We start from the raw sequence: 23299 nt of genomic DNA, 5'->3' as shown, positions 1-23299 counted from the left end.
TCGGAAAATATATTTCATCAAATGAAGTTCCCAAGCTAACACCCTCAACTCATCAGGTATGGTTTCTAACTAAATGTTATAACAAAGTTGATTGGAGAGAAAGGTGCGAGACTCCTGCGGGAAAAGCGTGTCTAGGGAGACCCCGCAGGCGCAAGCCGAGGAGGCTCCCTGACCGCCCGCGGAAAGCGAGTGCCTGTAGCGGAAATCGACGTTCATTGTACAAGCCATAAAAAAATGTAGGCAAACTCGATTTGTTCGAATTTGTCTACAAACTCCAACCACCAATCTGGTGGTCTTTTTTTTATTCATCCCAGTAATATTAGGTATATTTCCCTTTATATTGAAACTTCTTCTCGCTTTACACGTAAGAATAAGGACATGCATGCATTCGTCTTTCAATCGCTGCGTAAAGAGGTTTTTGTGACAAAAGAAGGACAGCAAATTACTGTCCTTTGGTTTGACTGCGAATGGTACCATTCTTTTTGAACACGATGTAAAACAATTTAATAGGCAGGTATCCTATAACCCCGCCGAGAGTATTCAGGATCAAATCATCGGTATCAAAACTTCCTAATTCAAATAAAAGCTGAAGAATCTCATAGGTGAAACTAAGACAGAATGTTGCAATCAAGATCGATTTTAGTTGGGAAAACCTTTTTGACAGTAAGGGAAGCATCAAGCCGAACGGTACAAAGCCGATGATATTCCGCGCTATATTTTCAATCCGGATCAATGGGTTAACATCCGCTAAGAACAGGTAATGGGCAATGGTTTTAAAAGGGATGAAGTTATGGGACCCCCAATAGCGGCCATGGGAAAAACTTATATGACCATTCATTTCGGTTATCGAGAAGGTTTTAAATAAAATGAGTTTTGTAAGGATTAATAGATACAGAACCATAAATAACGTTAATACTATTTTCATAAATATTTTCAAGATACAACTCCAATATTAAAGTGGGAAATATTTATCATTTTATCATCAATGGTATATGATGAGTTTAATGTAATAATTTACTATATTTTAGTTCGAATTACCAAGGAGGGGTAAACAGTGGAGGAAGCAATAATTGATTTTGTCATTGCGGTCATATTAATTATTGGTTTCGCATACGGTCTCATTAGGCAATTTAGACATTGTGTCAGTATCAGGAAGGGAAATAAGTCGGAGTATGTACATTACAAGAGGGCATTGATTGGAAACTATCTGGTTTGCCTATCCTATTCAGGGTTTCTATTTTCTTATATTTTGAATTCATTATTGGGATCCCAAATTATACAGGCTTCATTTATTACAAGCGATAATACGAGTTTTTGCAGTTTCAGTTTTCTTGCCATTCTATTAATCGCCAAATTTGGGATTATTCCTAAGGAAAATGAACAAGTCGGATTACAAGAATACATAGTTGAGAAAGAGGAAATATGAAGAAAATTTCGCTTATCATATTAATCGCATGTATTTCGATCACCTTTCTATTAAATGTTGCCATGCCTGAACTTGCTGGCAAAATGAAACATAATATAAGTTCCATGAATATCCTTTATTCATACAGTGTCACAAAAACATTCTCGGATCAAACCCATGATACGATCGAAATGGCATCCGTTCCTTCAGGGAAAACAGAGACCAGGGTTGCCGATTTCCGAAGTGATGTCAAGCTTGAAGGCACGCAGCTGAATATTAAAAGTGTAGTGAAAGAGCACTTGAATAAACCTCAAGTGTATAAAACTAAAGAAAAGTTAACCGGGCCCGAAAAAGGGTTTTCATACCGGACATATCATCTTACCAAAAATTATGATAAAGGAAGATATACAGTCATCCGAACGAATAAAATAACGGGAAAAGAAAAGGTGTATGCCGGAACTTACTATGAGCCGAGCAGCCAAGATCCGTTCGTAAAATGGTCACGTGATGAAAAATGATGGCTGACTATACGATTTCATGTAAAGTTGAGTGATTATATGGAAAAAACAGTGAAGATCGAGGAATATAACCCTGATTGGGTCGGTGAATTTCAACAGGAAAAAGCGAGGATAATGGAGGTTTTAAAGAACGATTCCCTTTGTGTCGAGCATATTGGAAGTACATCCGTCATGGGGTTGGGGGCAAAACCGATTTTGGACATCATGGCTGGCGTCCAACATTTAGCTGAAGTTGACATGTTCATTGAACCATTGAAATCGATTGGGTATGAATTTGTCCCGCATAAGGAGTTTCCTGAAAGGCGTTTCTTTAGAAAAGGCCAATGGAGAGCGGGGACACACCATTTGCATATCTATAGATTCGGAAGTGAACAGTGGAAGGATCAACTTTCATTCAGGGACTATTTAAGAAGCCATCCTGACGTACGGAAACAATACCAGCAATTAAAAATGTCCTTAGCAGAAAAGCATCCTGCAGATATAGTGGGGTACACAAAAGCGAAAGCGCCATTTATCTTAAATGTCATGGAATCAGCAAAAGGCGGTTGACTTCCAAGGTGAAGTTTTGAATTACTTGAAAAATGGTAACGGCAGTGGTTTAAACTGCCGTTTTTGTATGACAATTAGCATGAACTTCGAACGATGAGTTCGGGGGCAAACCGATAAGTAATGTACGGGGCCTGATCCGAATTGGTTATCCGATTCAATAGTAACTCAGCTGTTTTAATTCCCATTTGCTGTATGGGCTGTCCAATTGTCGTGATGGATGGTTCATAAAACTCCGTATAAGCGACATCATCAATGCTGACAATCGCCACTTCCCCGGGAATCGAGATTTTTTGCTTTTTTAAATAGCTAAGGATTTCACGTAATACTAAATCATTTCCTGCCACAATGGCTGTCGGTGGTTTTTCTGCATCGAATATCCGGGCCAGTTTTTCTTGAATTTGGTTTCTGGGTAAAGAATGAATATCATCCTCCCTTACTTCCAATTTATGAGATGCCATCGCTTTTTTAAATCCTTCGATCCTCTCCAGCCTTGGTGTGATCGGGATATCAATCGGTAAGGTTAAAAATGCAATGTTTTCGTGTCCTTTTTCAGCCAGCATGGAAACGGCTAAAAAGATTGCAGCATGATTATCTAAAAGAACGGAATCGGAAGTTACGCCATCAACTAATCGATCGACGAATACCATTGGAATGGAATGATCGATCAAGTAATTATAGACTTTAAAATCATTTCCAACCGGAAAGATGATGATTCCATCCACTTGAGTAGAAACGAGCAAATCAAGGTATTCTTTTTCTTTCTCTGGATCATCGGCAGAGTCACATATGAATACTTTCATGCCGTGATGCTGAAGCTGTTCTTCTACGGTACGAATGATTTCAGTGGATAAAGTATGTAAAATATTAGCTACGAGTATGCCAATGACCTTTGTTTTTTTCACTTTTAAATTCCGGGCATTATCATTGGGACGAAAGTCAAGTTCTTGGATGACTTGCTCGATTCTGTCCTTTGTTTCAGCACTCATATAACGAAAACGCTGGTTAATATATTGAGAAACCGTACTTTTGGAAACACCGGCCTTCTCAGCAACATCTGATATGGTAGTTTTCTTTTTTTTCATGATGTTCTCCTAAAGGATATTATTTCTTGAACTAGAACGGGATACCTTCATCATAACAAAGGAGCATGATGATTCCAACGCCAGTTAGCAAAGAAACAGGAGGAAAGAGGCATTCCGCAGCGAAGGGGCATGAAACCAACTATTTTGAAAGATCAAAATGTGGCTTCCATACAAAAAGCGAAGTAAAACAAATGAAATGTAAGCGTTATCCAAAAAGCAACTGGGGTTATTATCCCGGCTGCTTTTTTGTGATGCATGCACATTGGTGTTAAAATAAGGAAACAGTAAAAAAGGAATGTAAACGCGAATTCCTATCAAGGAGGCTTCATGAGAAAGGTAGAGGTCGTACCATATAAGAAAGAATGGTCCAAGCTATTTCATGATGAATGCCAAAAATTAGAGGATATTTTCGGGCCTGAAATGTTGAATGTATACCATATTGGCAGTACGGCCATTCCGGCCATCCATGCCAAGCCTGTAATAGATATTTTGGCAGTGGTGAAAGATGTGGAATGTGTCGCTGACTTTAATAAAGAGATGGAAGAGATGGGGTATGATTTCAAGGGGGAGAACGGAATCGCTGGCCGACGTTTTTTTCGTAAAGGCGGGGATGAGAGGACGCACCATATTCACATGTTTCAAAAAGGACATGAAGAAATTGCCCGACACCTCGCTTTTCGGGATTATTTGCGGGCACACCCTGATGAAGCACAAGAGTATAGTAGGCTGAAGCAGCGCTTGGCAGCGGAATTTCCAATTGATATCAATGGTTATGTAAACGGGAAAAATGATTTTATCAAAAAGGTCGATGAAAAAGCGAAACATTGGGCGAAGCGTGAGGATCATCATGCTAATGAAGTGGATTAAATGCCAAGTGAATGAGGAAAACAAGCGTTCATTTTCAAAAGCACAAGAGGGATGGGGACAGTTGCGCCATTGTGCTGGCTTCATCGGTCAAATCGGAGGGTGGAATAGAAATGAACCCTGTGAAGCAGGCATTCTCTCCGTTTGGAAAGATCTCCTTTGTCATCAACGTTTCATGCAGCATCAGCATGATGAAATTTTCGCCAAGAGTGACCAGGGAAGTACGTATACAAATATTTCTGTCGATATATTCGAGAGCATATCCAATATAGGAACAACGGACATTACGGGTTTTGTTGATAAGGGAAAATTACTTCGAGTGGCTGAATGTTCTGTTGAAAATGTTAAACGAGCCCGTTTTGAGCAGGTGCTAAAAGAGGCAGGGAACAGGGGGATGATACCGGGCATGCTGTCAGGCGCATTCGGTAAAAGGCAAGACGGCAGATATCTGGCCTCATCATTATGGGATAATGAAGATTTACATCAACGGTTTGCGGATAAGGAATTGCCTGCACTGATAAACGAATCGGGAGTGAAAGATTCGACCCAGCGCATTTCAGTAAGTTTAATTGAATTGCATCCAAAGTGGGCGGTCATTTAGTAATAAACATTATCAATCTATCAATTTGAACAATCAATGGCGTATTGGATTGTTGCAGTCTTAATGGAATGGCTCTAAGAACATATTCTGCAGAAGGGTGATAACAAATGAAACTAGATTATGATTCACAGTATATCAGGGGCATCTACCTCAATAGAGACCGAATATCTTCGTATGACCATTTCCCTCTTGATCTTCCGGTTATCAAGCACCTTCAGTAAGTTGCTTTTCATCCCAGTGTTACCTATGTCATCGGGGAAAATGGAATGGGGAAGTCCACCTTGCTTGAAGGGATTGCGATTGCGTATGGCTTCAATCCAGAAGGAGGAACGTTGAATTTCAATTTTTCCAATTATGATTCACATTCCAATTTGGACGAATACCTCCGTTTGAAAAAAGGCGTATACAAACCGAAGGATCATTTTTTCTTTAGGGCGGAAACCTTTTATAATTTAGCTACGAATATAGAGGAATTGGACAGGGAGTCATCGTTTGGGTCGAAAATCATCGATTCCTTCGGTGGAAAATCGCTGCACCAGCAATCTCATGGGGAATCGTTTTTTTCTGCTTTTGTAAAACGATTTCAAGGCGATGGATTGTATATCCTCGATGAGCCTGAAGCTGCTTTGTCCCCATTGAGACAAATATCGATGCTGGCCAGGATAAATGAGCTTGTTCAACAAGGATCCCAATTCATCATTTCCACCCATTCCCCGATCATCATGGCCTATCCGGATGCTAAAATCCTCCAAATTTCCGATGAGGGAATGGGTGAGGTGACGTTAGAGGAGTCCAATCACTATTTGTTAATGAAACAGTTTTTTGAAGATAAAGATCGGCTGCTTCATCATCTATTTCAATGAGATTTTAGCATCTCCTTGAAAGGCAACTAAGGAAAAACCCCGTCTGCACTGCGCATACGGGGTTTTCATTTTTTTGGAATTCCTTGTTGACAGCTTAGGTGTATTACGGGTATAGTACATCTATAAGGTGTATGAACCACTTAGTACATACACGCATATCAGGCTTTTTTTAATAAATAGGGGGTGGTTTTAATGAACGTAAATACCCGGGAACCGGTATATCTGCAAGTCGTTAGGCATTTCAAAGAACAAATAGCCATTGGTAATTTCGTGGCGGGGCAGGAAATTCCCTCACGAAGAGAACTGGCGGCTTCACTCAATATAAATCCCAATACCGCTCAAAAAGCGTATAAAGAAATGGAGGAACAGGGCTTGATTCATACAGAACGAAATTTCCCCAGTCAAATCACAACGAATGAAACGATTTTACAGGCTGTAAGGCAGGAATTGATTTTGGCGGCCGTCGATACATTTGTCGATGCGATTCGTCCGATTAATGTACCGGTTGATGAACTGCTTCGTGTGGTTAAAGAAAAATACTCGGAAGAAATAAGGGAGGAGGAAGAACAATGATAGAAGTAAAAAAGATCTCCAAGAATTATGGACGGAAAAAGATCTTGGATGATGTTTCATTTACAGCCAATAAAGGGGAAGTCACTTGTCTGATCGGGATAAATGGTGTCGGTAAAACGACTACACTCAAAGCGATCATGGGCTTGACGCCATATAAAGGTGAAATCCTTATCGATGATCAAAAGATGACAAAGGACAGTTATGAAAAAATCACCTTCATTCCGGACGCACCAACCATGCTTCCGCAAATGACCATTAAACAGGCCATGGTTTTCATGTCGGATTTCTATACGTCCTGGAATCCGGAAAGAGCTAACCAATTAATGGGTTTTTTCAAGCTTAAAGAGGAGAATCGCATTTCGGAATTGTCAAAAGGGAATACAGCTAAGCTCAACCTGATGCTTGGTTTGTCCCTTGACGTCGATTATGTACTGATGGACGAACCATTTTCGGGAATCGATATGTTTAGCCGCGAGCAAATTGCCGATGTCTTTGCGAGCCACCTGATTGAAGATAGAGGAGTCATCATCACGACCCATGAAATCGGTGATATTGAACATTTGATCGATAAGGTCATTTTATTGGATAACGGTACAGTGCTTAAAGAGTTCAATACAGAAGAAATGCGGGAAGAGGAAGGAAAGTCGGTAGTCGATGTAATGAGAGAGGTGTATCAATCATGATGCGATATATAAAACTAGTGAACTTTGAAATCAACCGTTTCAGTAAAATCTATCTTAGCTTATTGTTGATCACCTTGGTTTCGCAATTTGCGGGAGTGATCATCGTAACGAAGAGCCTTCTTAAAGATGCCAGGGATATCATGAAAGAAGAAAGACTATCTGAAGCCGCTTATATTACCAATTATGGAGGCATTGATTTTAACCATATTGCCAATACCCTCTTGTTTGTAGGACCGATAGCGCTGAGTGCGGTTGCCCTTATTTTTTACATTTTCCTTATTTGGTATCGTGATTGGTTTGGAAAGAATACGTTCATTTATCGTCTATTGATGTTACCGACATCCAGATTATCGATCTACCTTTCAAAAGCTACGGCCATCTTCCTGATGGTATTAGGGTTGATTGCTTTCCAAATCATCATTTTACCTATGGAAAATGCCCTATTTAATTCGAATGTGCCGGAAGCGCTCTTGAATGAAATGTCAATTTCTACTATCACGATAGCCAATCCGATTTTATCATTGATCATTCCAAGCACGTTCACGCAATTCCTGCTTTCTTATGGCATCGGTCTTATGATCATGTCGATATTATTCACGGCGATCATGTTTGAAAGAAGTTTCCGCATAAAAGGAATCATAATGGGCTTGTTATATTGCGGAATCGCTGCGGTGTTGTTTTTAGCTCCATTTTTCGTAATGGAGTTTGGGAATTTCTATTTTTATCCTAATGAATTATTTGGCCTGCTGCTCGCATTAGGAATCATTTTGACAGGATTATCGGTTTGGCTTGGTGCTTGGTTATTGAAAAATCGCGTTACCGTATAACAACTTTAAAGGAGAGTGAACAAGGTGAAACGTTATTTATGCAGCATCATTATTGGAATGGTTGTCATCTTAAGCATCGGGACCTATTATGTCAAAGTAGCTTCCTCCGCTTCCAGCCTTCCAAAGTATACGTTCAAGACACTGGAAGGGAGCGATAAAGAGCTTGATCCGGTGATCATAAATGCTTCGCTTCAAAATGGCAGTAATTTTTATGAACCATTAACAATTGAATCCAATACAACGACATATGCCAGCGAAAGGTCTTACTTGGAGAACTTAACTGGAAGACAAGGTCATGAAATTGAAAGATTGGTAAAAGAACATCGTTCATTTATGCGTGGCAGAGATTCCATTAGTTCTTTATATGAAGACGATGATTTCCTCGCTTACGCTCGGGTGAATAGCGAATATACAAAGAGTGGGAATATGGAAGCGGAGTTTGATATCGGTTTACTGGAGAAGAAGGACGAAGAGGAAACTTCATTCCAAATTGAACTTCCGAATCAAGGGAGAATCATGAATGCTGATGTCAGGGATGTGCAGTTGGTCCATTCAAAACTACAGGTTTTAACGATGAATGATGTGAATTCCAACAATGAGAAGCAGACAAAAGAAGTTCATCTGTATACGATCGATGTAGCCAATAAAAAAGTCTTGAGCGATAAAACCCTTGTATCTGAAACCTTTACTGACCCAGAACAAGTTGATTTTGAGATGCCAATCGATCTTGCTCCCTCACAGCCAAATAACATGGTATTCATTTCGTTAATTAAAGGGGTAAATCATGAGGATGGCTTTGAGGAAAAACTAAAGGAAAGCAAGCTTTTATCTTATAATTATGAAACGGAAAAATTAGAAACGGTTAAAAAAGGATCACTTAGCCTGGAAATGGCTAGATCAGGATATACAGACGGAAAAAACCTTTATACAGTTGAAATGAAATCAGGTAAATATCGCATTAAAACGTTTGACCTCAGCAGTCAATCGTTAACGAATGACACCGAGCTGGATATAGCTGCTAATAAAGAAGAGCAATATACCGCTGCCTTTAAGAACGGGCGTGTGTACTTCCTATTGAACGGAATGAATCAAGTGGGGAAAACAAACAAGCCTGCCAAACTTCTGATTGCAGATATAAAGACTGGAAAGACTTTATATAAAGGTGAAACAATCATAAATAAAAAGAACAGCAAAAGTTTTGAACTTTATATCGATGACCTGGAAATAAAATAAGGACCAACTAAGCTTTTGAATAAAAAGGGATATCCTCCAATGGGATATCCCTTTTTCATTTAAATGGAAGCCAAGTTCGTTCTGGCTGTACGTTCCTTCTTGCCGTGCAAGAAGTAGTAAAGGACGGAGGTTAAGATGACCACAACGCCCAAGATGACATAAAGTGTGCTGTAACCTGTTACCGGAATGATGAATCCCAGAATATAAGGGCCGAAGCCAAGTCCTGCATCAAGCATGATAAAGAAGGTGGATGTTGCCATCCCCATTCGGTGAGGCGGTGTCAGTTTAACGGCAATCGCCTGCGAGCTTGATTGCATATTACCGAATCCGAGGCCAATGAGGAAACCAGCTGCCAGTAAAGTGAAACTATTGGTTGTCATACTTAGAAGCAGCAAGCCGACTCCGAAAATAATGAAAGCCGGATACATAATGAAGTTCGATCCTTTCCGGTCCATCAATGGTCCTGAGAAAGGACGTGATAACAATACGGCTACTGCGTACACTACAAAGAAGAAGCTTGCCGTATTGACCAGATTGATTTCAATGGCATAGAAACTGATGAAAGAAAGGACACTGGAATAACAGAAAGCCAATAACAGAGTGATGATGGAAATGGGCAGTGCCTTAGGTTCAATGAAATTGGAAAGCTTGAATCCTTTGCTTTCCGTAACTTTTGCCGTCACTTTCAATGCCGGGACATACAGGAAGAATGCTGTAATAAGGGAGAGCACACCTAAAGCCAGGCAGAAACTGAAAATGACTTGGAAGCTTGTATTTTGAGCCATGAACAGACCGATGAAAGGACCGATAGCCGTCGCAAGTGTTGCGCTCATGCTGTAATAGCCGATGCCTTCACCCTTTCGTGTCGGCGGAATGATCTGCGCGACGATCGTACCTGTCGCAGTACTTGCCATCCCCATTGCCATCCCATGGATCAGGCGGTTAACAAGCAGGAAGCCGATTCCAAGGTCCACAAAATAGAGAAGTGTTGTCAAAGTGAAAAAGATCAAACCTATGAATAATGTTTTCTTGCGGCCGATTGAATCAATGAAACGGCCGATGAACAGACGTCCGATCAACGTCCCGATAATAAAAATTCCCGATATGAGTCCGGCTTCGCTTGTAGAAGCATCCAATTCATTAACAGCATAGATGGCAAGTGTCACCATCAGTAAATAAAAGATTAATGTTATGAAAAAATTGATGGACGAAACGATGACAAAGTCCTTCGTCCACAGTCTGGTTCTGGATTGATCCATGTTATTATCTCCTTACTTTATAATGTTATTTCTAATTTCGCCCATGATGCGTATGGCAGCGAGTTGTTCCTCTTCCGTGATCCCTTTCAAGATTTCCTGTTCATATTGATCGATTGTCACGCGGACTTCGCTGTAGACCTTTTTGCCAAGCTCCGTAAGCCGCATCCTTTTCTCGCGTTTATCTTTGCTTGGCACATGCTCGACATACCCCAGCTCTTCCAAGCGGGCAATGGTCCTCGTAATCGTGGGTTTCTCCACGCTTTGGTAATTGGCAAGCTCTACAAGCGTCGCCGAACCATAATTGTTCAAGTAATACAAAATGGACCATTGCGCCCTGTGTAAATCATGCTTATTCAGCTGGATATTAAGATTATTTTCAAACGGCCGGTACAGCAGCAATAATTGCTGAAAGAATTTTTGGAAAGTCTTTATCAGAAACACCTCTTATCAATATATAGTTATCGTGAGTAATCGTTACCCTGAGTAACTATAATAACAAGATAAATCCATTCTGTCCACTCGGATTTGTATTGTTTAGTTAAATCAGGTTTTTAGTTAAAATGAATGGGAATATAGGAATAGGAGATGATGTGAAGCATGAATAAATCTATGATCGCGTTAATTGCCGCAGCAACAATGCTAACTGCTTGCAATAATGACAAAGCGGATGAAAACAGGGGGAAGTCTGTCCAAACAACCGAAGAAAATCAAACCCAAACTGAAAATGAACAACAAAAACAACCCTCGAAAACAGAAACTCAAACAAGTCCTAAACATGAGAAGTGGTCTTCTCTGCCCGAATATGACAAAATCATCGAGCAAATCGGCAACGAAGACTATACTTTCAATAAGGAAACGGATAACGATGGTAAGCGAGTATTCCTTATTGAATTGAACGGTGAAAAACAATATAAAACCGTTTTCGTCAAAAATACCAATCGCCTGAAAATTATCAAAATAAATGGCGGCGGAGAGATTTATAACGGAATCATAAAATAAGTGGATCTGCGCACGTTGGTTTTTGATAAAGGGGGCGGGGAAATGGCTGCATTACCTCTCGGAGGGGGAGTGGCCGGTCCGGCAACAAGTTGGCGAGATCGCCAGAAAGTTAAAGGGTTCCATCCTTTATGCCGACAAGCATCCTTTTGCCGGCGAGAAGGATCATTATGCGGTATATTTCGAAGATCCCGATCGGATGAAGGTCGAACTCGTGGCCCCTTAGCGATAGTTGGCATAGCTATAATGGCGGTTATGTCCATCTTTCCCTTTCTCAGGTTCGGGTTCTGGGTCAAGTGAAAAGGCCTCGATCAATATAAATGCACCGAAAACTTGGGTCCAGCTGCCTAGTAAAAGAATATGTTCTCCCAACCGTACTTTTTCATTTAAAATGAAAATATTTCCCACGGATTCCAAAAATGAACCGGCTGAAATGAGGCCATTTCCCTTGATCTCAAAAGAGCGTGAAATGGTCTCCTCAGTCAGCGATGCCCCGAATGCTTCAATAGCTGCGCCCAGGCCTTGGATTCCACTGCCGATTGCATCGGTTCTAATGCCCTCCTCCACTGAACCACTCAACTGCATACCTATTCCAACTGCATCTGCGATATTGCCAATGGCCTCAAGCCAAGAACCGAATATGAAATAGGTTTCCGTACGTTCATTTTCCGGATTCAGCATTTTCGAACGGCCGATTGCTTGCAGCGAATTTCCAACGGCTTCAATGCCATTCCCTTTGAGGACGAGATCTTTTCCGAGGTCAGTGCTCGTTAAAGTTTGCCGGGTTTGCCCGATTGCACCTACAAGTGTACCGATGCCGAGTAACCATGCTCCTGAAATAAGGAGGTCATCTCCATGAGTGATCATATCTCAAACGCTCCTTAAAAGTGGTTAGATTATATTATTCAGGAAACAGTGTTTGTTTACATATTGCTTTATCACTTAGGGCTCCTGTTGAAAATCACCCATTTATTGGTATAATGACAGCTGGAGGAGATTTCTGATAGGCGGAATGATAGCGATAATGGCTGCAGCTCTATATTATTACCGGATACCAAGAGGATTCAATACGTTCATGAATTAAGCAAGCTGCCGATGAGGCAGCTTTTTTTGTGCAAAATGTTGACACAAAATAACGAAAAATAATAGTCATTTTCGCGAAATTCTTAGATTGAACTTCACTGTAATGTAGTTTATAGTTAAGTCGAAATTTAGTGGACCAGTTGCTATATTACCGGCGATGAAACCCTATCGATTGGATAATCCAGTGATTGAGGAATAAAGCGAAAAGGTGATAATATGTCAGGCAAAATCAAAATTGAACAGCCAAAGATCCCCCAAGACCTAACACAAGCGAACTTTCAGGAAATATATTATCAAGATGAGCCTTATCTTGAGTCCCGTATCATAACCAACTGCACGATCGATAGAGAAAAAATGGACAAAATCGTATTATCCCAGATTGTTTTTAAAAATGTGACATTCAGTGATGTATCATTCAGGAATATCGAGCTGACGGATGTCATCTTTGATCATTGCGATTTAACGAATGCCGATTTCATGGGCGGCTCGATTCATCGTGTGGAATTCAAAGAGTCCAAACTTTTAGGCATTAACCTGTCTGACGCAAGCTTAGGGAATGTCTTCTTTGAGAATTGCAACCTGAATTTAAGTGCCTTTGGTTATTCCAGTTTAAAGCAAGTGAGGTTCGATCATTGCTCATTGGAAAGTGCTGACTATTATGAGTGTAAATTCATTAAAGTGAAGTTCGAAACATGCAGATTAAATGAAGTGAACTTTTCCCGGACACCGCTCAAGGGAATTGATATTAGCAGTTCTACATTTCAAAGGATTACCGTATCCCCGGAAGATTTAAAAGGCTGCGAAGTTTCCCCGGACCAAGCGATAGTCTTTGCAGCCATGCTTGGACTGAAAATTAAAGAGTGAACCTTTCAATAAGGCTGAAACGAGGGACCACCGAATTTGGCGGTCCTTTTTGAGTTATTTGTAGTGAAAATAGGCACAGTGAATAGAATTATATAGATTTTGAAAAGTACGGAATCTTTGCACAAATGCAGTATTGCTTTACAATATTTGTTAAGTGGAAGGGAGATTGGTCGTTGAATATCTATAAGGTCACTTTGTATAGTCATGCCTGGAATGAAATGCGGAATTTCTATGTTGATGTGTTAGGATTTGAGCTACTATCGCAAACGGTTGATGGTTTTGAAATTAAGGCAGGTGAAAGTGTACTTGAAATCAAAAAATATCATCACAAAGAAAAGCCTTTTTACCATTTTGCCATGAACATTCCGACCAATTTATTTGCTTCGGCAAAAGCATGGGCGAAATCAAAAGTGGAATTGACCAGGGAAGAGGATGATGACGAAGTTTATTTCAGCTTTTTAGACGCACAGTCTTTTTATTTTTTAGACCCTTCAGGCAACATTGTCGAGTTCATATCGAGATATTCCGTATCGCCCAAATCCGGGGCTGAGTCTTTTTCGGCTCAAAGTGTCCTGTGCATCAGTGAAATAAACATTACGACAGATGAAGTCAGGACTTTGGGAAATCGGTTGATCAGCAATGGTGTGCCTGTAAGGAATGGTGAAACGATAAGAGAAGATGGATTGAATTTCATGGGTGAACATGAAGCAGGTTCGTTTTTACTTTTAGGTCCAAGGAAACGGCGTTGGATTTTCTCGGATAAAGAGTCGGAAACCTTTCCGCTTTCGCTAGTCATAAATCAGCATCTGGAAATTTCATTGGATGGCGAAGGATGTATGGAATTGAAAAAGGTGGAATGATGTAGATTTATATTTTGGCAATCAAGCAGAAGCGGGGCTGCCTCTCATTGATGCATTTCCAAACCAGCATCTATTCTCTTCAATGATGCCAGTCTTCTGCTTACAAATATCGATTAGCTGTATATATTTATATTTATATTATTACTTAATAAAATCTCTAAAATTATCAATATAGAAAGCCTCATAACCGCAATTTGGGCATACAGATGCTTTAGGGTTTGAAGAAACACTATTGAAAAGTCCTTTCTTTTGGCTAATCTTAATTCCATTCATTCCGCCTTGTACATTTACTTTGCAATCATCTATCATTTCAGTTTGGCACTGATTACAAATTTTTCTCATTAAAAAACACTCCTTTTTCATTTAAAAACAACTTAAGTAGAAACACTCACAATTCGATTTATTTTAACATAAATATCCAAAATTCATTATGACATTTTGAATTATATAACCCAAGGAGCAAAGCCATGAAAAAAAGAAGTTTATTGATAGCGGTGGGCGTGATCGTTTTTGGGATCATTGCCTCGATAGCATTTGTTTCTCAAACCAAAAAGAAAGAGATTGCCGGTAAAAGGGCATTTCCCCAGCATACAGTCTATCAAGCGGGGACGATAAAACCTGACAATCTGTCACAGGAGGAAATGGATGCTGCCGTGGCGAATTTTTATGAAACCTGGAAAAATGAATACCTTAAGCAGCCTGCCCATAAAAATGATGAATATTATATTTTTTACAATGATAAAGGATATGCTGAGCCCAAGAATGCAGTGACCGTTTCTGAAGCGCATGGTTATGGGATGATGATAACGGCAATCATGGCAGGCAGCCAGGATAAGCAGTACTTCGATGGGCTTTACCGTTTTTATAAAGCGCATGGAAGTGATAATGACCCTACATTAATGGCATGGCAGCAAGTAAAGGATAAATCGGGTAAAATCATCAATACGCCAGGGGATGCCGATTCAGCAACTGATGGCGATATGGATATCGCCTATTCGTTATTATTGGCTCACCGCCAGTGGGGAAGTGAAGGGGAAATCGACTATCTTGCGAGTGCAAAGGACATCTTGGATGCGATCATGTCGAATGAAATAAATCGGTCGCAGTCCCTTGTTAAACTAGGGGACTGGGCGGAAGATGAAGATGACGTATACGGACAATCGACTCGCTCCTCTGACCTTCTTCTTAATCATTTTAAGACATTTGAGGCGGCGACTGGTAATGATGAATGGATAGTTGTAAGAGATAAGGCGTATAAGGTCATTCAATCTATTTATAAGGAGAAAAGCGGCAATACGGGCTCATCCCGGACTTCATTGTACAATCCAAGGGAGAATATCACCCGGCAGAAGCGGGCTTTTTAGAAGGGGAGAATGACGGCAATTATAGCTGGAACAGCAGCAGGACCCCTTGGCGCTATACGCTCGATTACTTACTGACTGGTGATGAAAGAGCGCTGCCGCAATTAAAGAAGATGAATGATTGGATTAAAGCGGAAACGGATGGCAACCCTGAAAATATCCAATCCGGTTATACGCTAAGCGGAAAAGCCGTGGAAGAAGGTAATAGTACAAGCTTCGTCGCTCCATTCATGGTGAGTGCCATGGTTGATTCCTCCAACCAGCAATGGATTAATCGCTTATGGAATCGGACGATACAGGAACAAGATGATGATGACTATTTTGCCAATACGATAAAATTACAGACAATGATTGTGGCTTCAGGTAACTGGTGGGCGCCATGATTCAATGGAAGAAACTAAGTAAAGGTGAAAAGGAGTTTGATGAGAATGATGAAGGTCACACCTTTCTTGATGTTCGAAGGGTATGCGGAGGAAGCGATGAATTATTACACATCTTTAATCGAAGGATCGAAAATAACCAGCATTGTTCGGTATGGTGCAAATGAATCTGGTACAAAAGGAAGTGTCATGCAGGCTACCTTTACCTTGAAGGATCAGGAATTTATGTGCATCGATAGCAATGTTAAGCATCAATTTACATTTACACCATCGTTTTCAATATTCCTTACATGTGATAGTGAAGAGGAAATTGACAGGCTTTATTCGAGCTTAACTGATGGCGGACAAGTGATGATGCCATTGGGTGACTATTTCTTTAGTAAGAAGTTCGGCTGGGTATCCGATAAGTTTGGTGTTTCCTGGCAGCTTACTCTCCCAATATGAATGAAATGAAAAGGCCACTGGATAGTGGCTTTTTTCAGTTTGTTGACCAATGGGGATTCGTAAGTGGGGATTCATGGAGAAAGAAGCCAGTCTGTTTCGTCATTCATGGAGGACCCGGGGGCGAGCACATTGGATTTAAACCGTTCCTGACGCCGTTTTCGGCTGCCCTTCTTCTGATCGCCACATCGCCGAAAAGATTCCTGACAGTGAATTGATCATTTTTGAAAAAAGCTGTCACAATCTTTTCATTGATGAAAATTGGAATTCATTTTCGAGGATTTCTTCTTTCTTAAACGAGAGATTTGGACACAAAGAAAAGCGGGCATAGAGCAAAGCATAACCGGGCAAGAGTTAGATGTTTGTACTGTGAAGGAATTAATTATATATTAATCCATAAGTACATTAATTCATGGATTAAAGTATGATGATAAGAAAAGCCCGGAGGAGACAATCATGAAAAATATCAATACAGAACAAGAATATCGTGAACAAATCAACCAAGAGGGACTGACGGTCGGGATTTTTACGACTACATGGTGCCCGGACTGCAAACGTTTAGATATGTTCATCGATGAGATCACTCAAGAACATCAAGACAAACAGTGGTTTACAATCGATCGTGACGAGTTCCCTGAGATTTCCGAAGAGCAAACGGTAATGGGAATTCCATCACTTTTAGTATTTAAAAATGGGGAAAAGGTTGCGCACCTGCACAGTGCAAATGCTAAAACTCCAGAGGCGGTCAATGAATTTCTAAATGACCTATAAAAGAAAAGGTGAACCCCAGGGTGCTGTAATGAGGGTTCATCTTTTTTTAAGGAATTTTTTCTAGAAATGACTTGATTTCTAAGGTGAAACGGGTTTTAATTATAGATACCGAATATCCATTATGGATATACGATATCCACATACATGCTAAAAGAGGTGAAATGATTTGCAATTAACAAAAGGGGTCGAGCAAGCTATATGCATCATCGTTATACTCTCTACCCAGGATAAAAATGTCCCGCTTTCGTCAAATGAGATCAGCAGGCGATTAGAGGTGTCTCCTTCTTATTTGAAAAAAATCATAAGGAAATTGGTCGTAAAGCAGATAATCACTTCCGTTCCTGGTAATAACGGCGGCCTTACTCTTGCCAAAAGTGTAGATAAGATTAAAAACCTTGAAATTATTGAGGCGATGGAAGGTCCCATTTCGATGTTTCCGGATACAGGACTTATAGAAAAAGCGTTTAAAGATGGAGAGTATGCAGAGAAGGGAATGGACGTCCTTCGTCGGATGTTTTCCCGGGCGGATCAACTTTTAATAGAGTTCTTTTCCAGCCAAACAGTGGCGGATTTGCTTAAAGAAAGCTTTGGCACCACGGACATCCCGACTCTTAATTGGAATACCGCGTCTTTGAGTGATGTACTGCGTGAAAAGAAAGGTGAAAAGAAGTGAATATGCTTAAACAAGAATGGAAGCTTTTCCTTACGAATCGAAAATTGGTCGGTGTCGCAATCGTTTTACTGTTCGTCCCGATTATTTATGGGGGGTTATTCCTTAGTTCCGCTTGGAATCCATACGGAAATACAGGCAAATTGCCTGTTGCGGTCGTGAATAAGGATGTAAAGGCGGAATATGAGGGGAAAACCTTAACAGTCGGTAATGAGCTAGTCGAGCAATTAAAGGACAATGATGATTTAGAATGGCATTTCGTAACGGAAAAAGCGGCGAAAAAAGGGTTCGATGATGGTACATATTATATGGTCGTCACCATTCCGGAGGACTTTTCAAAAAATGCTTCTACCGTCATGGATGATGAGCCTAAAAAAATGAATCTGACGTATGATGTGAATCCTGGACGCAGTTTCGTTTCTGAAACGGTCGGGAAACAGGCAACGAATAATTTGAAAACGGAAATTGCCGAAAGTGTCACAAAAGAATATGCGGAAGCGATCTTCTCCCAACTGGATGAAATCGGGGAAGGATTCGGCGATGCGGCAGATGGTGCATCAAAGCTGGATGACGGTGCAAAAAAACTGCATGATGGAAACAAAGAAGTGACGGAAAATCTGACTAAGTTAGCTTCGAGCACATTAACTTTTAAAGATGGAGCGAATAAACTCCAAATTGGCGTTGGCGAGTTTTTGGAAGGAGCCAACAAGCTTGAAAGTGGCGCGTCGGAATTGAATAAGGGTATTTCACAATATACCTCCGGTGTCGGTCAGTTGCAAAAGGGTGCGAACGAACTCGCATCAGGCACAGGGGAATTAACTAATAATAGTGAAGCACTTATACAAGGTTCTTCCCAGCTTTCCACTGGGCTGGCCAAAGTGGTTCCAGGAGCGCAAACTTTAAATACTGGATTGGTACAAGCGCAAACAGGCAGTGCGAATTTGAATGATGGGTTGAATCAATTATCACAAAATGCAAGCCAGCTGACGGATCAATCGACAGGAATTCCAAAATTGGCAGCAGGTCAGCAGAGTTTAAATGAGGGAATCAATAAACTGGCAGGAGGAAGCCAGGCGCTAAATGACGGCCTGAAAAAAATGGATGGCCAATTGCCCGCAGAAGAACAGCTGAATCAGCTTAAGCAAGGACTGACAAGCATTCAAAGCGGTGTAAATCAATTGCAAGAAGCGGTTCCAGCAGGAAGCAGCGCGTCCGGTACCGTATCCGGCATTACCGAAGACCTCAATAACAGTCAAGCGGCGTTAACGGAACTTCAATCAACGATTGCGAATAATGGTCAGAGCACGATCAATGCCGTTCAAAACACGGAAGCCTTCAAAAGCATGACCAGTGAACAGCAATCAGAAGTAATCGGAGCCATTCAAAATGAACTTCAAAGCCAGGCGGAGGCACAAAAACGAATCGCATCGACTCTTGCTGCAAGTGTTTCAGACTTATCAACACAATTAACGGATAAGGTAATGCCTGTATTGAATGGATTAGGCCAGCTTCCGGAACAAGTGGCCAATTTAAATAATGCGGTGAATAAAGTCAATCCAAACGCCGTTTCAGCGTTAAACGGATATACGGCAATAAGGAACGCACTGGAAGAACAATTGATTCCTGGTGCGACCCAATTAAATGGCGGCTTGAATGAAGCTGTAGAAGGCAGCAATCAATTAACGGCGGCAACGCAAAGTTTAAATGAACGGACACCAGAATTAGTGAAGGGGATCAACCAGTTAGCACAAGGCGGTTCCTCGTTAAATAATGGCCTTTCAAAACTAACTGAGGGATCTGGTCAGTTGGTTGATGGAGTTTCACAACTGCAAGCAGGTTCATCCTCCTTTGGGAATGGTCTTGAGAAGTACGCATTCGGTGTTAGCCAAGTTGGCGAAGGGGCAAGTAAACTGGCTAATGGGGCCAATCAACTGGATGCCAACTCAGTGGCCTTGAACGAGGGCTCATCAGCACTTGTTAAAGGCACTGAACAATTGGCAGGCAATCTGCCTACTTTGAGCAATGGGGTCATCCAGCTTGCTGATGGCGCGGGTAAGATCAATGAAGGTTCATCAGCCCTTGCTGAAGGTTCAGGTAAATTGGGTGAGGGAATCTCCTCACTTCAAGTTGGAACGGTCGAGCTTTCGGAAAAACTCAGTGAGGGTGCAGATGAAATTAGTGAAAATAAAACAACCGATGATAATTACAGCATGATTGCTGAACCGACACAGGTCAAAGAACAAAAAAGCAGTGACGTGCCGAATTATGGTCATGCACTGGCTCCTTATGTATTGTCTCTTGGGTTATTTGTTGGAGCCATTGCCTTCAATATGGGATTCCCGACAGGCTTGCCTTCAACTAGGCCTACATCAGGAGTGGCATGGTGGTTCAGTAAATTTACGGTCCTATTCATCCAAGCGACGCTTTCTGCATTAGTGTTGGATGCGATCATGATTTGGGGAATGGATTTACAGGTCGAGAATATGGGGCAATTCATTGGGGTTTCCATCCTGACTTCCCTTACGTTCATGTTCATCGTTACCTTCTTGACCGTAGGATTTGGAAATCCAGGTCGTTTATTGGCGATGATATTCCTTGTATTACAGCTAGGTGCAAGCGGAGGAATGTTCCCTGTGGAACTGACCAATAACTTCTTCAGTCATGTTCACCCGTTCATTCCGATGACATACTCTGTCATGGGCTTCCGCCAGGCGATGAGTACGAGCCTTGGAGCGGATGCATTGACAGCAAGTATAGTGTTCCTTACTGGATGCATCATTGTCTTTAATCTGCTGCTATTGCTAACGATGGTCATCAAGAAGCGAAAAGCACATAATATTGAGATGAATGCATAAACAAAAACCCCCGGTGCAATGCGCCGGGGGTTTTCTCATTATGATGGTTCATTCGTGTCCTTTTCTTTTTCGATGACTTTCAATCCATTTTCCCCTGAATTTTCAATCACATGTTTAAGGATGGATAATTTGTTATCCCAGAATTGATCGTAAAAAGAGAGCCACTGTTTCAATTCCGCTAAAGGTTCCGGCTGAAGCCGAAAGCGTTTCTCTCTTCCTACCTTCCGGCCACTGACCAATTCAGCTTCAGAAAGAATATGAAGATGCTTGGCAATTGCCGTGCGGCTCATGGAAAAGTGAGAAGTGATTTCTGAAATGGGTAAATCCCCTTCAGCAAGCAATTGCAGGACCTTTCGGCGGGTTGGGTCGGCGATAGCCTGAAATACATCATGTTTTTCTGATGCAGACACTTAGCCCTCAACAGCCTTTTTAAGACCTTGATTAACGATTTGTTCCCAGCCATGATTCATTCTATCGCGAATCACTGAGCTTTTTTCGTTCGGTTTCGTAAGAATCGTATCAGGCTCTTTCCAGCCGCCATGAATAAGGGTGAACTCCGTTTTGCCATCCACTTCTTTTAAAAGGAAGGAAATGAACCAACCGTCCGTATCCCAACTGAATGAAAGGCGATGAGGAGCATCTAACTCCGTTACCTTACAAGGAGATGGGCCGAAGGGTGATTGCACATGGAACTCATGTCCCACTTTCGGTTGAAAATCATTTGGCATGAACCATGAAGCTATGCCCTCTGCAGTGGAAACTGTATCCCAAACTTTTTGGATAGGTGCTTCAAGAATAACCGTCTTCTTGATATCCTGTAATGTATTTTCCATACTGATTCTCCTTTGTAATTGAGAATATGAAACCAATTGGTTTTGCTTTGTTGATTATATAAAACCTTTTGGTTTCATGTCAATAATTTGTTTCAAGCGATTCCTTTTTATTCATTGCAGGAGGCTTAATTTCCCAACTCTTCGATTTGTTTTGCCAATCCCGTTATATTATCGATTGATTTCATTATCTCTGAATCTTCCAATGCCTTAGGATCAATTTGGCCCTTTTCAATATTATTCAGATATAATTCAATTCCATCTGAAAGCTGTTGATTTGAGCTGACGATCTTCTCATGGATGCCTTCAGCGATTTTGGGTGGTTCAGTTGCATTGAATTCTTCAATCTCCGTTTTCATCAATTCCAGTTCTTTTTCAAGATTTGCTCTTGTTTCGGCATTCGTGATGGCGTCCTGTGACATGGCGGGAACCTCATTGGCAAAATCCTGAACGGTATTTACATACTCCGTCGCATCATCTGCATACTCCAATGATGAATTGACTTCTTCTAATGCTGAACATCCGCTTAATGTAAGGATGGACAGCAGAGCAATGGTCATTATTTTTTTCATATGTGCCTCCAATGTGATTTTTTATAGTAAGGATCAGATGGGCAGAAATCTTTTTTTATAAATTGCTGCAATGGAATTCAGTATGAAGCTGGGAATCTTCTTCGGAAAAAACGACTTCGAATAGAAAAGGTGAAAAGCACTTTTCAAGTCGTGCCACTGATTGCAGGATTTCACTTGCTTAAACCTTGCAACGTCAATGATCTTCACCTTTTTTTCAGAAGTGATGAAGATGTTTCGCAAGTGGATATCCGAAGGATTCAATCCCTCTTTCCTTGCCAATTGCAGCGCATGGTCTATCTCCGCAATGTTTTCTTCCGTAATCGGGATCCCCAATGTTAAACATTCAAAAAGAGTGTAGCCTTCAATGTGATCTATAACCAGGTAATTTACCCCCGCATCATAAAGGGTTGGATAGTATTCGATGGATTGGACGGTTTTGTATATTTCAGCTTCAACTTTAGCTGTGTGAGTATGATCCGGGAAAAACACTTTTAGTGCCTTTTTGGTGGAATGTATTCGGAAAACATATGCGCTTCGGCCTTTTCCGATCAGTGATAAAGATGGGTCGGCATCGAGCAATACATGCTTTTTATCATCGGAAATCTTAACGCTTTGAGCTAATTCATTATAGTTCTGCATACTTTTCACCTCTATTGTGCAATTTTTCGAATCAAAAAAGACGGTATAACCGATTATTGGTCATACCGTCTTAAATTAAAAGACCTCACCAAATAATCGGCAAGGTCTTGCAAACAACTAAAATCAGTTGCCAATAAAGCCGAGGATTCAATCCTGTACTGACGACTTTATTGTATAGCTACTCCCCTTAACAGAAGGATTGTTATAAGTTATATACAGTAATTATATAGGTTATTGCCTCGATCCGTCAAATATAAGGATCGTGTGCCTACCCTTTATATATATTCGATTCAGGCAGAAAGATGCTCGTCTCATTAGCAATAATTTGAGTGGCGAGTAATTATATCAATATACTTAATGGTCATCATTTGCCTGTCGCATAAGCTTCATTGCAGATGTTTCTATATAATTACTTAAATGTCTATTATTTTACTATTGTGTTACAATCGCTTTTATCTCCCTATAGATCTAAAGGAATATGTTATATTTTAGACGAATGAGCATATTTGCCTATATTACC

At 40.9% G+C, this 23299-nt stretch carries 28 protein-coding genes and 2 pseudogenes; 20 read left to right on the top strand and 10 right to left on the bottom strand.

The window, feature by feature from the left end:
- Positions 1–442 precede the first annotated feature (442 nt).
- On the bottom strand, positions 443–937 hold the full coding sequence (locus MHB45_RS21105; protein WP_048686626.1) for a VanZ family protein: 495 nt from the start codon (positions 935–937) through the stop codon (positions 443–445).
- Positions 938–1054: 117 nt separating this feature from the next.
- Here MHB45_RS21105 and MHB45_RS21100 point away from each other — a divergent pair, with 117 nt between their 5' ends.
- Genes MHB45_RS21100 through MHB45_RS21090 form a run of 3 tightly spaced genes read left to right on the top strand, consistent with a single transcriptional unit; the run spans position 1055 to position 2472 of the window.
- Positions 1055–1426: a hypothetical protein gene (locus MHB45_RS21100; RefSeq protein ID WP_207117706.1), complete on the top strand. Its 372-nt coding sequence runs from the start codon at positions 1055–1057 to the stop codon at positions 1424–1426.
- Positions 1423–1923: a hypothetical protein gene (locus MHB45_RS21095; protein WP_048686628.1), complete on the top strand. Its 501-nt coding sequence runs from the start codon at positions 1423–1425 to the stop codon at positions 1921–1923. Before MHB45_RS21100 ends, MHB45_RS21095 begins: the two co-directional genes overlap by 4 nt.
- Positions 1924–1962: 39 nt before the next feature.
- Positions 1963–2472: a GrpB family protein gene (locus MHB45_RS21090; protein WP_048686630.1), complete on the top strand. Its 510-nt coding sequence runs from the start codon at positions 1963–1965 to the stop codon at positions 2470–2472.
- Between the two features lie 74 nt (positions 2473–2546).
- On the opposite strand, the gene MHB45_RS21085 is transcribed toward MHB45_RS21090, so the two are convergent.
- Entirely contained in the window at positions 2547–3554 is a 1008-nt protein-coding gene (locus MHB45_RS21085; protein ID WP_048686632.1) for a LacI family DNA-binding transcriptional regulator, read from the bottom strand.
- A gap of 327 nt (positions 3555–3881) precedes the next feature.
- On the opposite strand from MHB45_RS21085, the gene MHB45_RS21080 reads away from it, so the two are divergent.
- The 7 genes and pseudogenes from MHB45_RS21080 to MHB45_RS21050 all read left to right on the top strand — a co-directional run bounded on the left by MHB45_RS21080 (position 3882) and on the right by MHB45_RS21050 (position 9198).
- A complete protein-coding gene (locus MHB45_RS21080; RefSeq protein ID WP_048686636.1) occupies positions 3882–4421 on the top strand; it encodes a GrpB family protein in 540 nt (179 codons plus the stop codon).
- Positions 4408–5019, top strand: a complete 612-nt coding sequence (locus tag MHB45_RS21075) for a YdbC family protein (RefSeq protein WP_340908089.1) — start codon at positions 4408–4410, stop codon at positions 5017–5019. Before MHB45_RS21080 ends, MHB45_RS21075 begins: the two co-directional genes overlap by 14 nt.
- Positions 5020–5126: 107 nt before the next feature.
- Positions 5127–5882 (top strand): annotated as a pseudogene (locus tag MHB45_RS21070) (AAA family ATPase).
- Between the two features lie 192 nt (positions 5883–6074).
- Complete coding sequence (locus MHB45_RS21065; protein ID WP_048686641.1) at positions 6075–6455, top strand: GntR family transcriptional regulator; 381 nt, start codon at positions 6075–6077, stop codon at positions 6453–6455.
- Positions 6452–7138 carry an ABC transporter ATP-binding protein gene (locus tag MHB45_RS21060; RefSeq protein ID WP_034310708.1) on the top strand — a complete coding sequence of 229 codons (687 nt, stop codon included), beginning with the start codon at positions 6452–6454 and terminating at the stop codon, positions 7136–7138. The genes MHB45_RS21065 and MHB45_RS21060 overlap by 4 nt, the downstream gene beginning before the upstream one ends.
- Positions 7135–7965, top strand: a complete 831-nt coding sequence (locus MHB45_RS21055) for a hypothetical protein (protein ID WP_048686643.1) — start codon at positions 7135–7137, stop codon at positions 7963–7965. The genes MHB45_RS21060 and MHB45_RS21055 overlap by 4 nt, the downstream gene beginning before the upstream one ends.
- A gap of 24 nt (positions 7966–7989) precedes the next feature.
- Positions 7990–9198, top strand: a complete 1209-nt coding sequence (locus MHB45_RS21050; RefSeq protein ID WP_048686645.1) for a hypothetical protein — start codon at positions 7990–7992, stop codon at positions 9196–9198.
- A 59-nt stretch (positions 9199–9257) separates the two neighbouring features.
- Here the strand turns inward: MHB45_RS21050 and MHB45_RS21045 are convergent, their stop codons facing one another.
- Together MHB45_RS21045 and MHB45_RS21040 are read right to left on the bottom strand one after the other, a co-directional pair.
- Positions 9258–10457, bottom strand: a complete 1200-nt coding sequence (locus MHB45_RS21045; RefSeq protein ID WP_323066519.1) for an MFS transporter — start codon at positions 10455–10457, stop codon at positions 9258–9260.
- Positions 10458–10469: 12 nt separating this feature from the next.
- Complete coding sequence (locus MHB45_RS21040; RefSeq protein ID WP_048686687.1) at positions 10470–10889, bottom strand: MarR family winged helix-turn-helix transcriptional regulator; 420 nt, start codon at positions 10887–10889, stop codon at positions 10470–10472.
- A 165-nt stretch (positions 10890–11054) separates the two neighbouring features.
- Between MHB45_RS21040 and MHB45_RS21035 the strand changes: the two genes are divergently transcribed.
- Both MHB45_RS21035 and MHB45_RS28385 read left to right on the top strand, forming a co-directional pair.
- Positions 11055–11456: a hypothetical protein gene (locus MHB45_RS21035; protein ID WP_048686650.1), complete on the top strand. Its 402-nt coding sequence runs from the start codon at positions 11055–11057 to the stop codon at positions 11454–11456.
- A 79-nt stretch (positions 11457–11535) separates the two neighbouring features.
- A pseudogene (locus tag MHB45_RS28385) lies at positions 11536–11679 on the top strand (VOC family protein); the annotation flags it as partial.
- Here the strand turns inward: MHB45_RS28385 and MHB45_RS21030 are convergent.
- The gene (locus MHB45_RS21030; RefSeq protein WP_048686654.1) at positions 11676–12320 is read right to left on the bottom strand and encodes a DUF6944 family repetitive protein; all 645 of its coding nucleotides are present in this window, start codon (positions 12318–12320) and stop codon (positions 11676–11678) included. The pseudogene MHB45_RS28385 and the gene MHB45_RS21030 sit on opposite strands and share 4 nt — an antisense overlap.
- A gap of 432 nt (positions 12321–12752) precedes the next feature.
- Between MHB45_RS21030 and MHB45_RS21025 the strand changes: the two genes are divergently transcribed.
- Together MHB45_RS21025 and MHB45_RS21020 are read left to right on the top strand one after the other, a co-directional pair.
- On the top strand, positions 12753–13400 hold the full coding sequence (locus MHB45_RS21025; protein ID WP_048686658.1) for a pentapeptide repeat-containing protein: 648 nt from the start codon (positions 12753–12755) through the stop codon (positions 13398–13400).
- A gap of 173 nt (positions 13401–13573) precedes the next feature.
- Positions 13574–14260 carry a VOC family protein gene (locus tag MHB45_RS21020; protein ID WP_048686661.1) on the top strand — a complete coding sequence of 229 codons (687 nt, stop codon included), beginning with the start codon at positions 13574–13576 and terminating at the stop codon, positions 14258–14260.
- 141 nt (positions 14261–14401) lie between these two features.
- Here MHB45_RS21020 and MHB45_RS21015 read toward each other — a convergent pair whose 3' ends face one another.
- Entirely contained in the window at positions 14402–14602 is a 201-nt protein-coding gene (locus MHB45_RS21015) for a nucleic acid-binding protein (protein WP_161922141.1), read from the bottom strand.
- 125 nt (positions 14603–14727) lie between these two features.
- Between MHB45_RS21015 and MHB45_RS21010 the strand changes: the two genes are divergently transcribed.
- The 6 genes from MHB45_RS21010 to MHB45_RS20985 all read left to right on the top strand — a co-directional run bounded on the left by MHB45_RS21010 (position 14728) and on the right by MHB45_RS20985 (position 20738).
- Complete coding sequence (locus MHB45_RS21010; RefSeq protein WP_340908088.1) at positions 14728–15624, top strand: glycosyl hydrolase family 8; 897 nt, start codon at positions 14728–14730, stop codon at positions 15622–15624.
- Between the two features lie 110 nt (positions 15625–15734).
- Positions 15735–16004, top strand: coding sequence for a hypothetical protein (locus MHB45_RS21005; protein WP_340908087.1), 270 nt, complete (start codon positions 15735–15737; stop codon positions 16002–16004).
- Between the two features lie 45 nt (positions 16005–16049).
- Positions 16050–16445 carry a VOC family protein gene (locus tag MHB45_RS21000; protein ID WP_161922143.1) on the top strand — a complete coding sequence of 132 codons (396 nt, stop codon included), beginning with the start codon at positions 16050–16052 and terminating at the stop codon, positions 16443–16445.
- Between the two features lie 405 nt (positions 16446–16850).
- Positions 16851–17213, top strand: a complete 363-nt coding sequence (locus tag MHB45_RS20995; protein WP_373689809.1) for a thioredoxin family protein — start codon at positions 16851–16853, stop codon at positions 17211–17213.
- A 166-nt stretch (positions 17214–17379) separates the two neighbouring features.
- Complete coding sequence (locus tag MHB45_RS20990) at positions 17380–17886, top strand: RrF2 family transcriptional regulator (protein WP_034310735.1); 507 nt, start codon at positions 17380–17382, stop codon at positions 17884–17886.
- A gap of 2 nt (positions 17887–17888) precedes the next feature.
- A complete protein-coding gene (locus MHB45_RS20985; protein WP_340908165.1) occupies positions 17889–20738 on the top strand; it encodes a YhgE/Pip domain-containing protein in 2850 nt (949 codons plus the stop codon).
- A 38-nt stretch (positions 20739–20776) separates the two neighbouring features.
- Here the strand turns inward: MHB45_RS20985 and MHB45_RS20980 are convergent, their stop codons facing one another.
- From MHB45_RS20980 to MHB45_RS20965, 4 genes are all read right to left on the bottom strand, one after another.
- On the bottom strand, positions 20777–21148 hold the full coding sequence (locus MHB45_RS20980) for an ArsR/SmtB family transcription factor (protein WP_048686677.1): 372 nt from the start codon (positions 21146–21148) through the stop codon (positions 20777–20779).
- Positions 21149–21577 (bottom strand): SRPBCC family protein, encoded by a 429-nt coding sequence (locus tag MHB45_RS20975; protein ID WP_095391274.1) that lies wholly within the window; start codon positions 21575–21577, stop codon positions 21149–21151.
- Positions 21578–21696: 119 nt separating this feature from the next.
- Complete coding sequence (locus MHB45_RS20970; RefSeq protein WP_034310742.1) at positions 21697–22140, bottom strand: DUF6376 family protein; 444 nt, start codon at positions 22138–22140, stop codon at positions 21697–21699.
- 33 nt (positions 22141–22173) lie between these two features.
- Positions 22174–22779, bottom strand: coding sequence for a protein kinase family protein (locus MHB45_RS20965; RefSeq protein WP_340908086.1), 606 nt, complete (start codon positions 22777–22779; stop codon positions 22174–22176).
- Positions 22780–23299: the final 520 nt, after the last annotated feature.

The sequence above is a fragment of the Peribacillus sp. FSL K6-5616 genome (assembly GCF_038008245.1).
Classification (GTDB): Bacteria; Bacillota; Bacilli; order Bacillales; family DSM-1321; genus Peribacillus; species Peribacillus frigoritolerans.
This window is presented reverse-complemented; position numbering and strand designations above follow the sequence as displayed.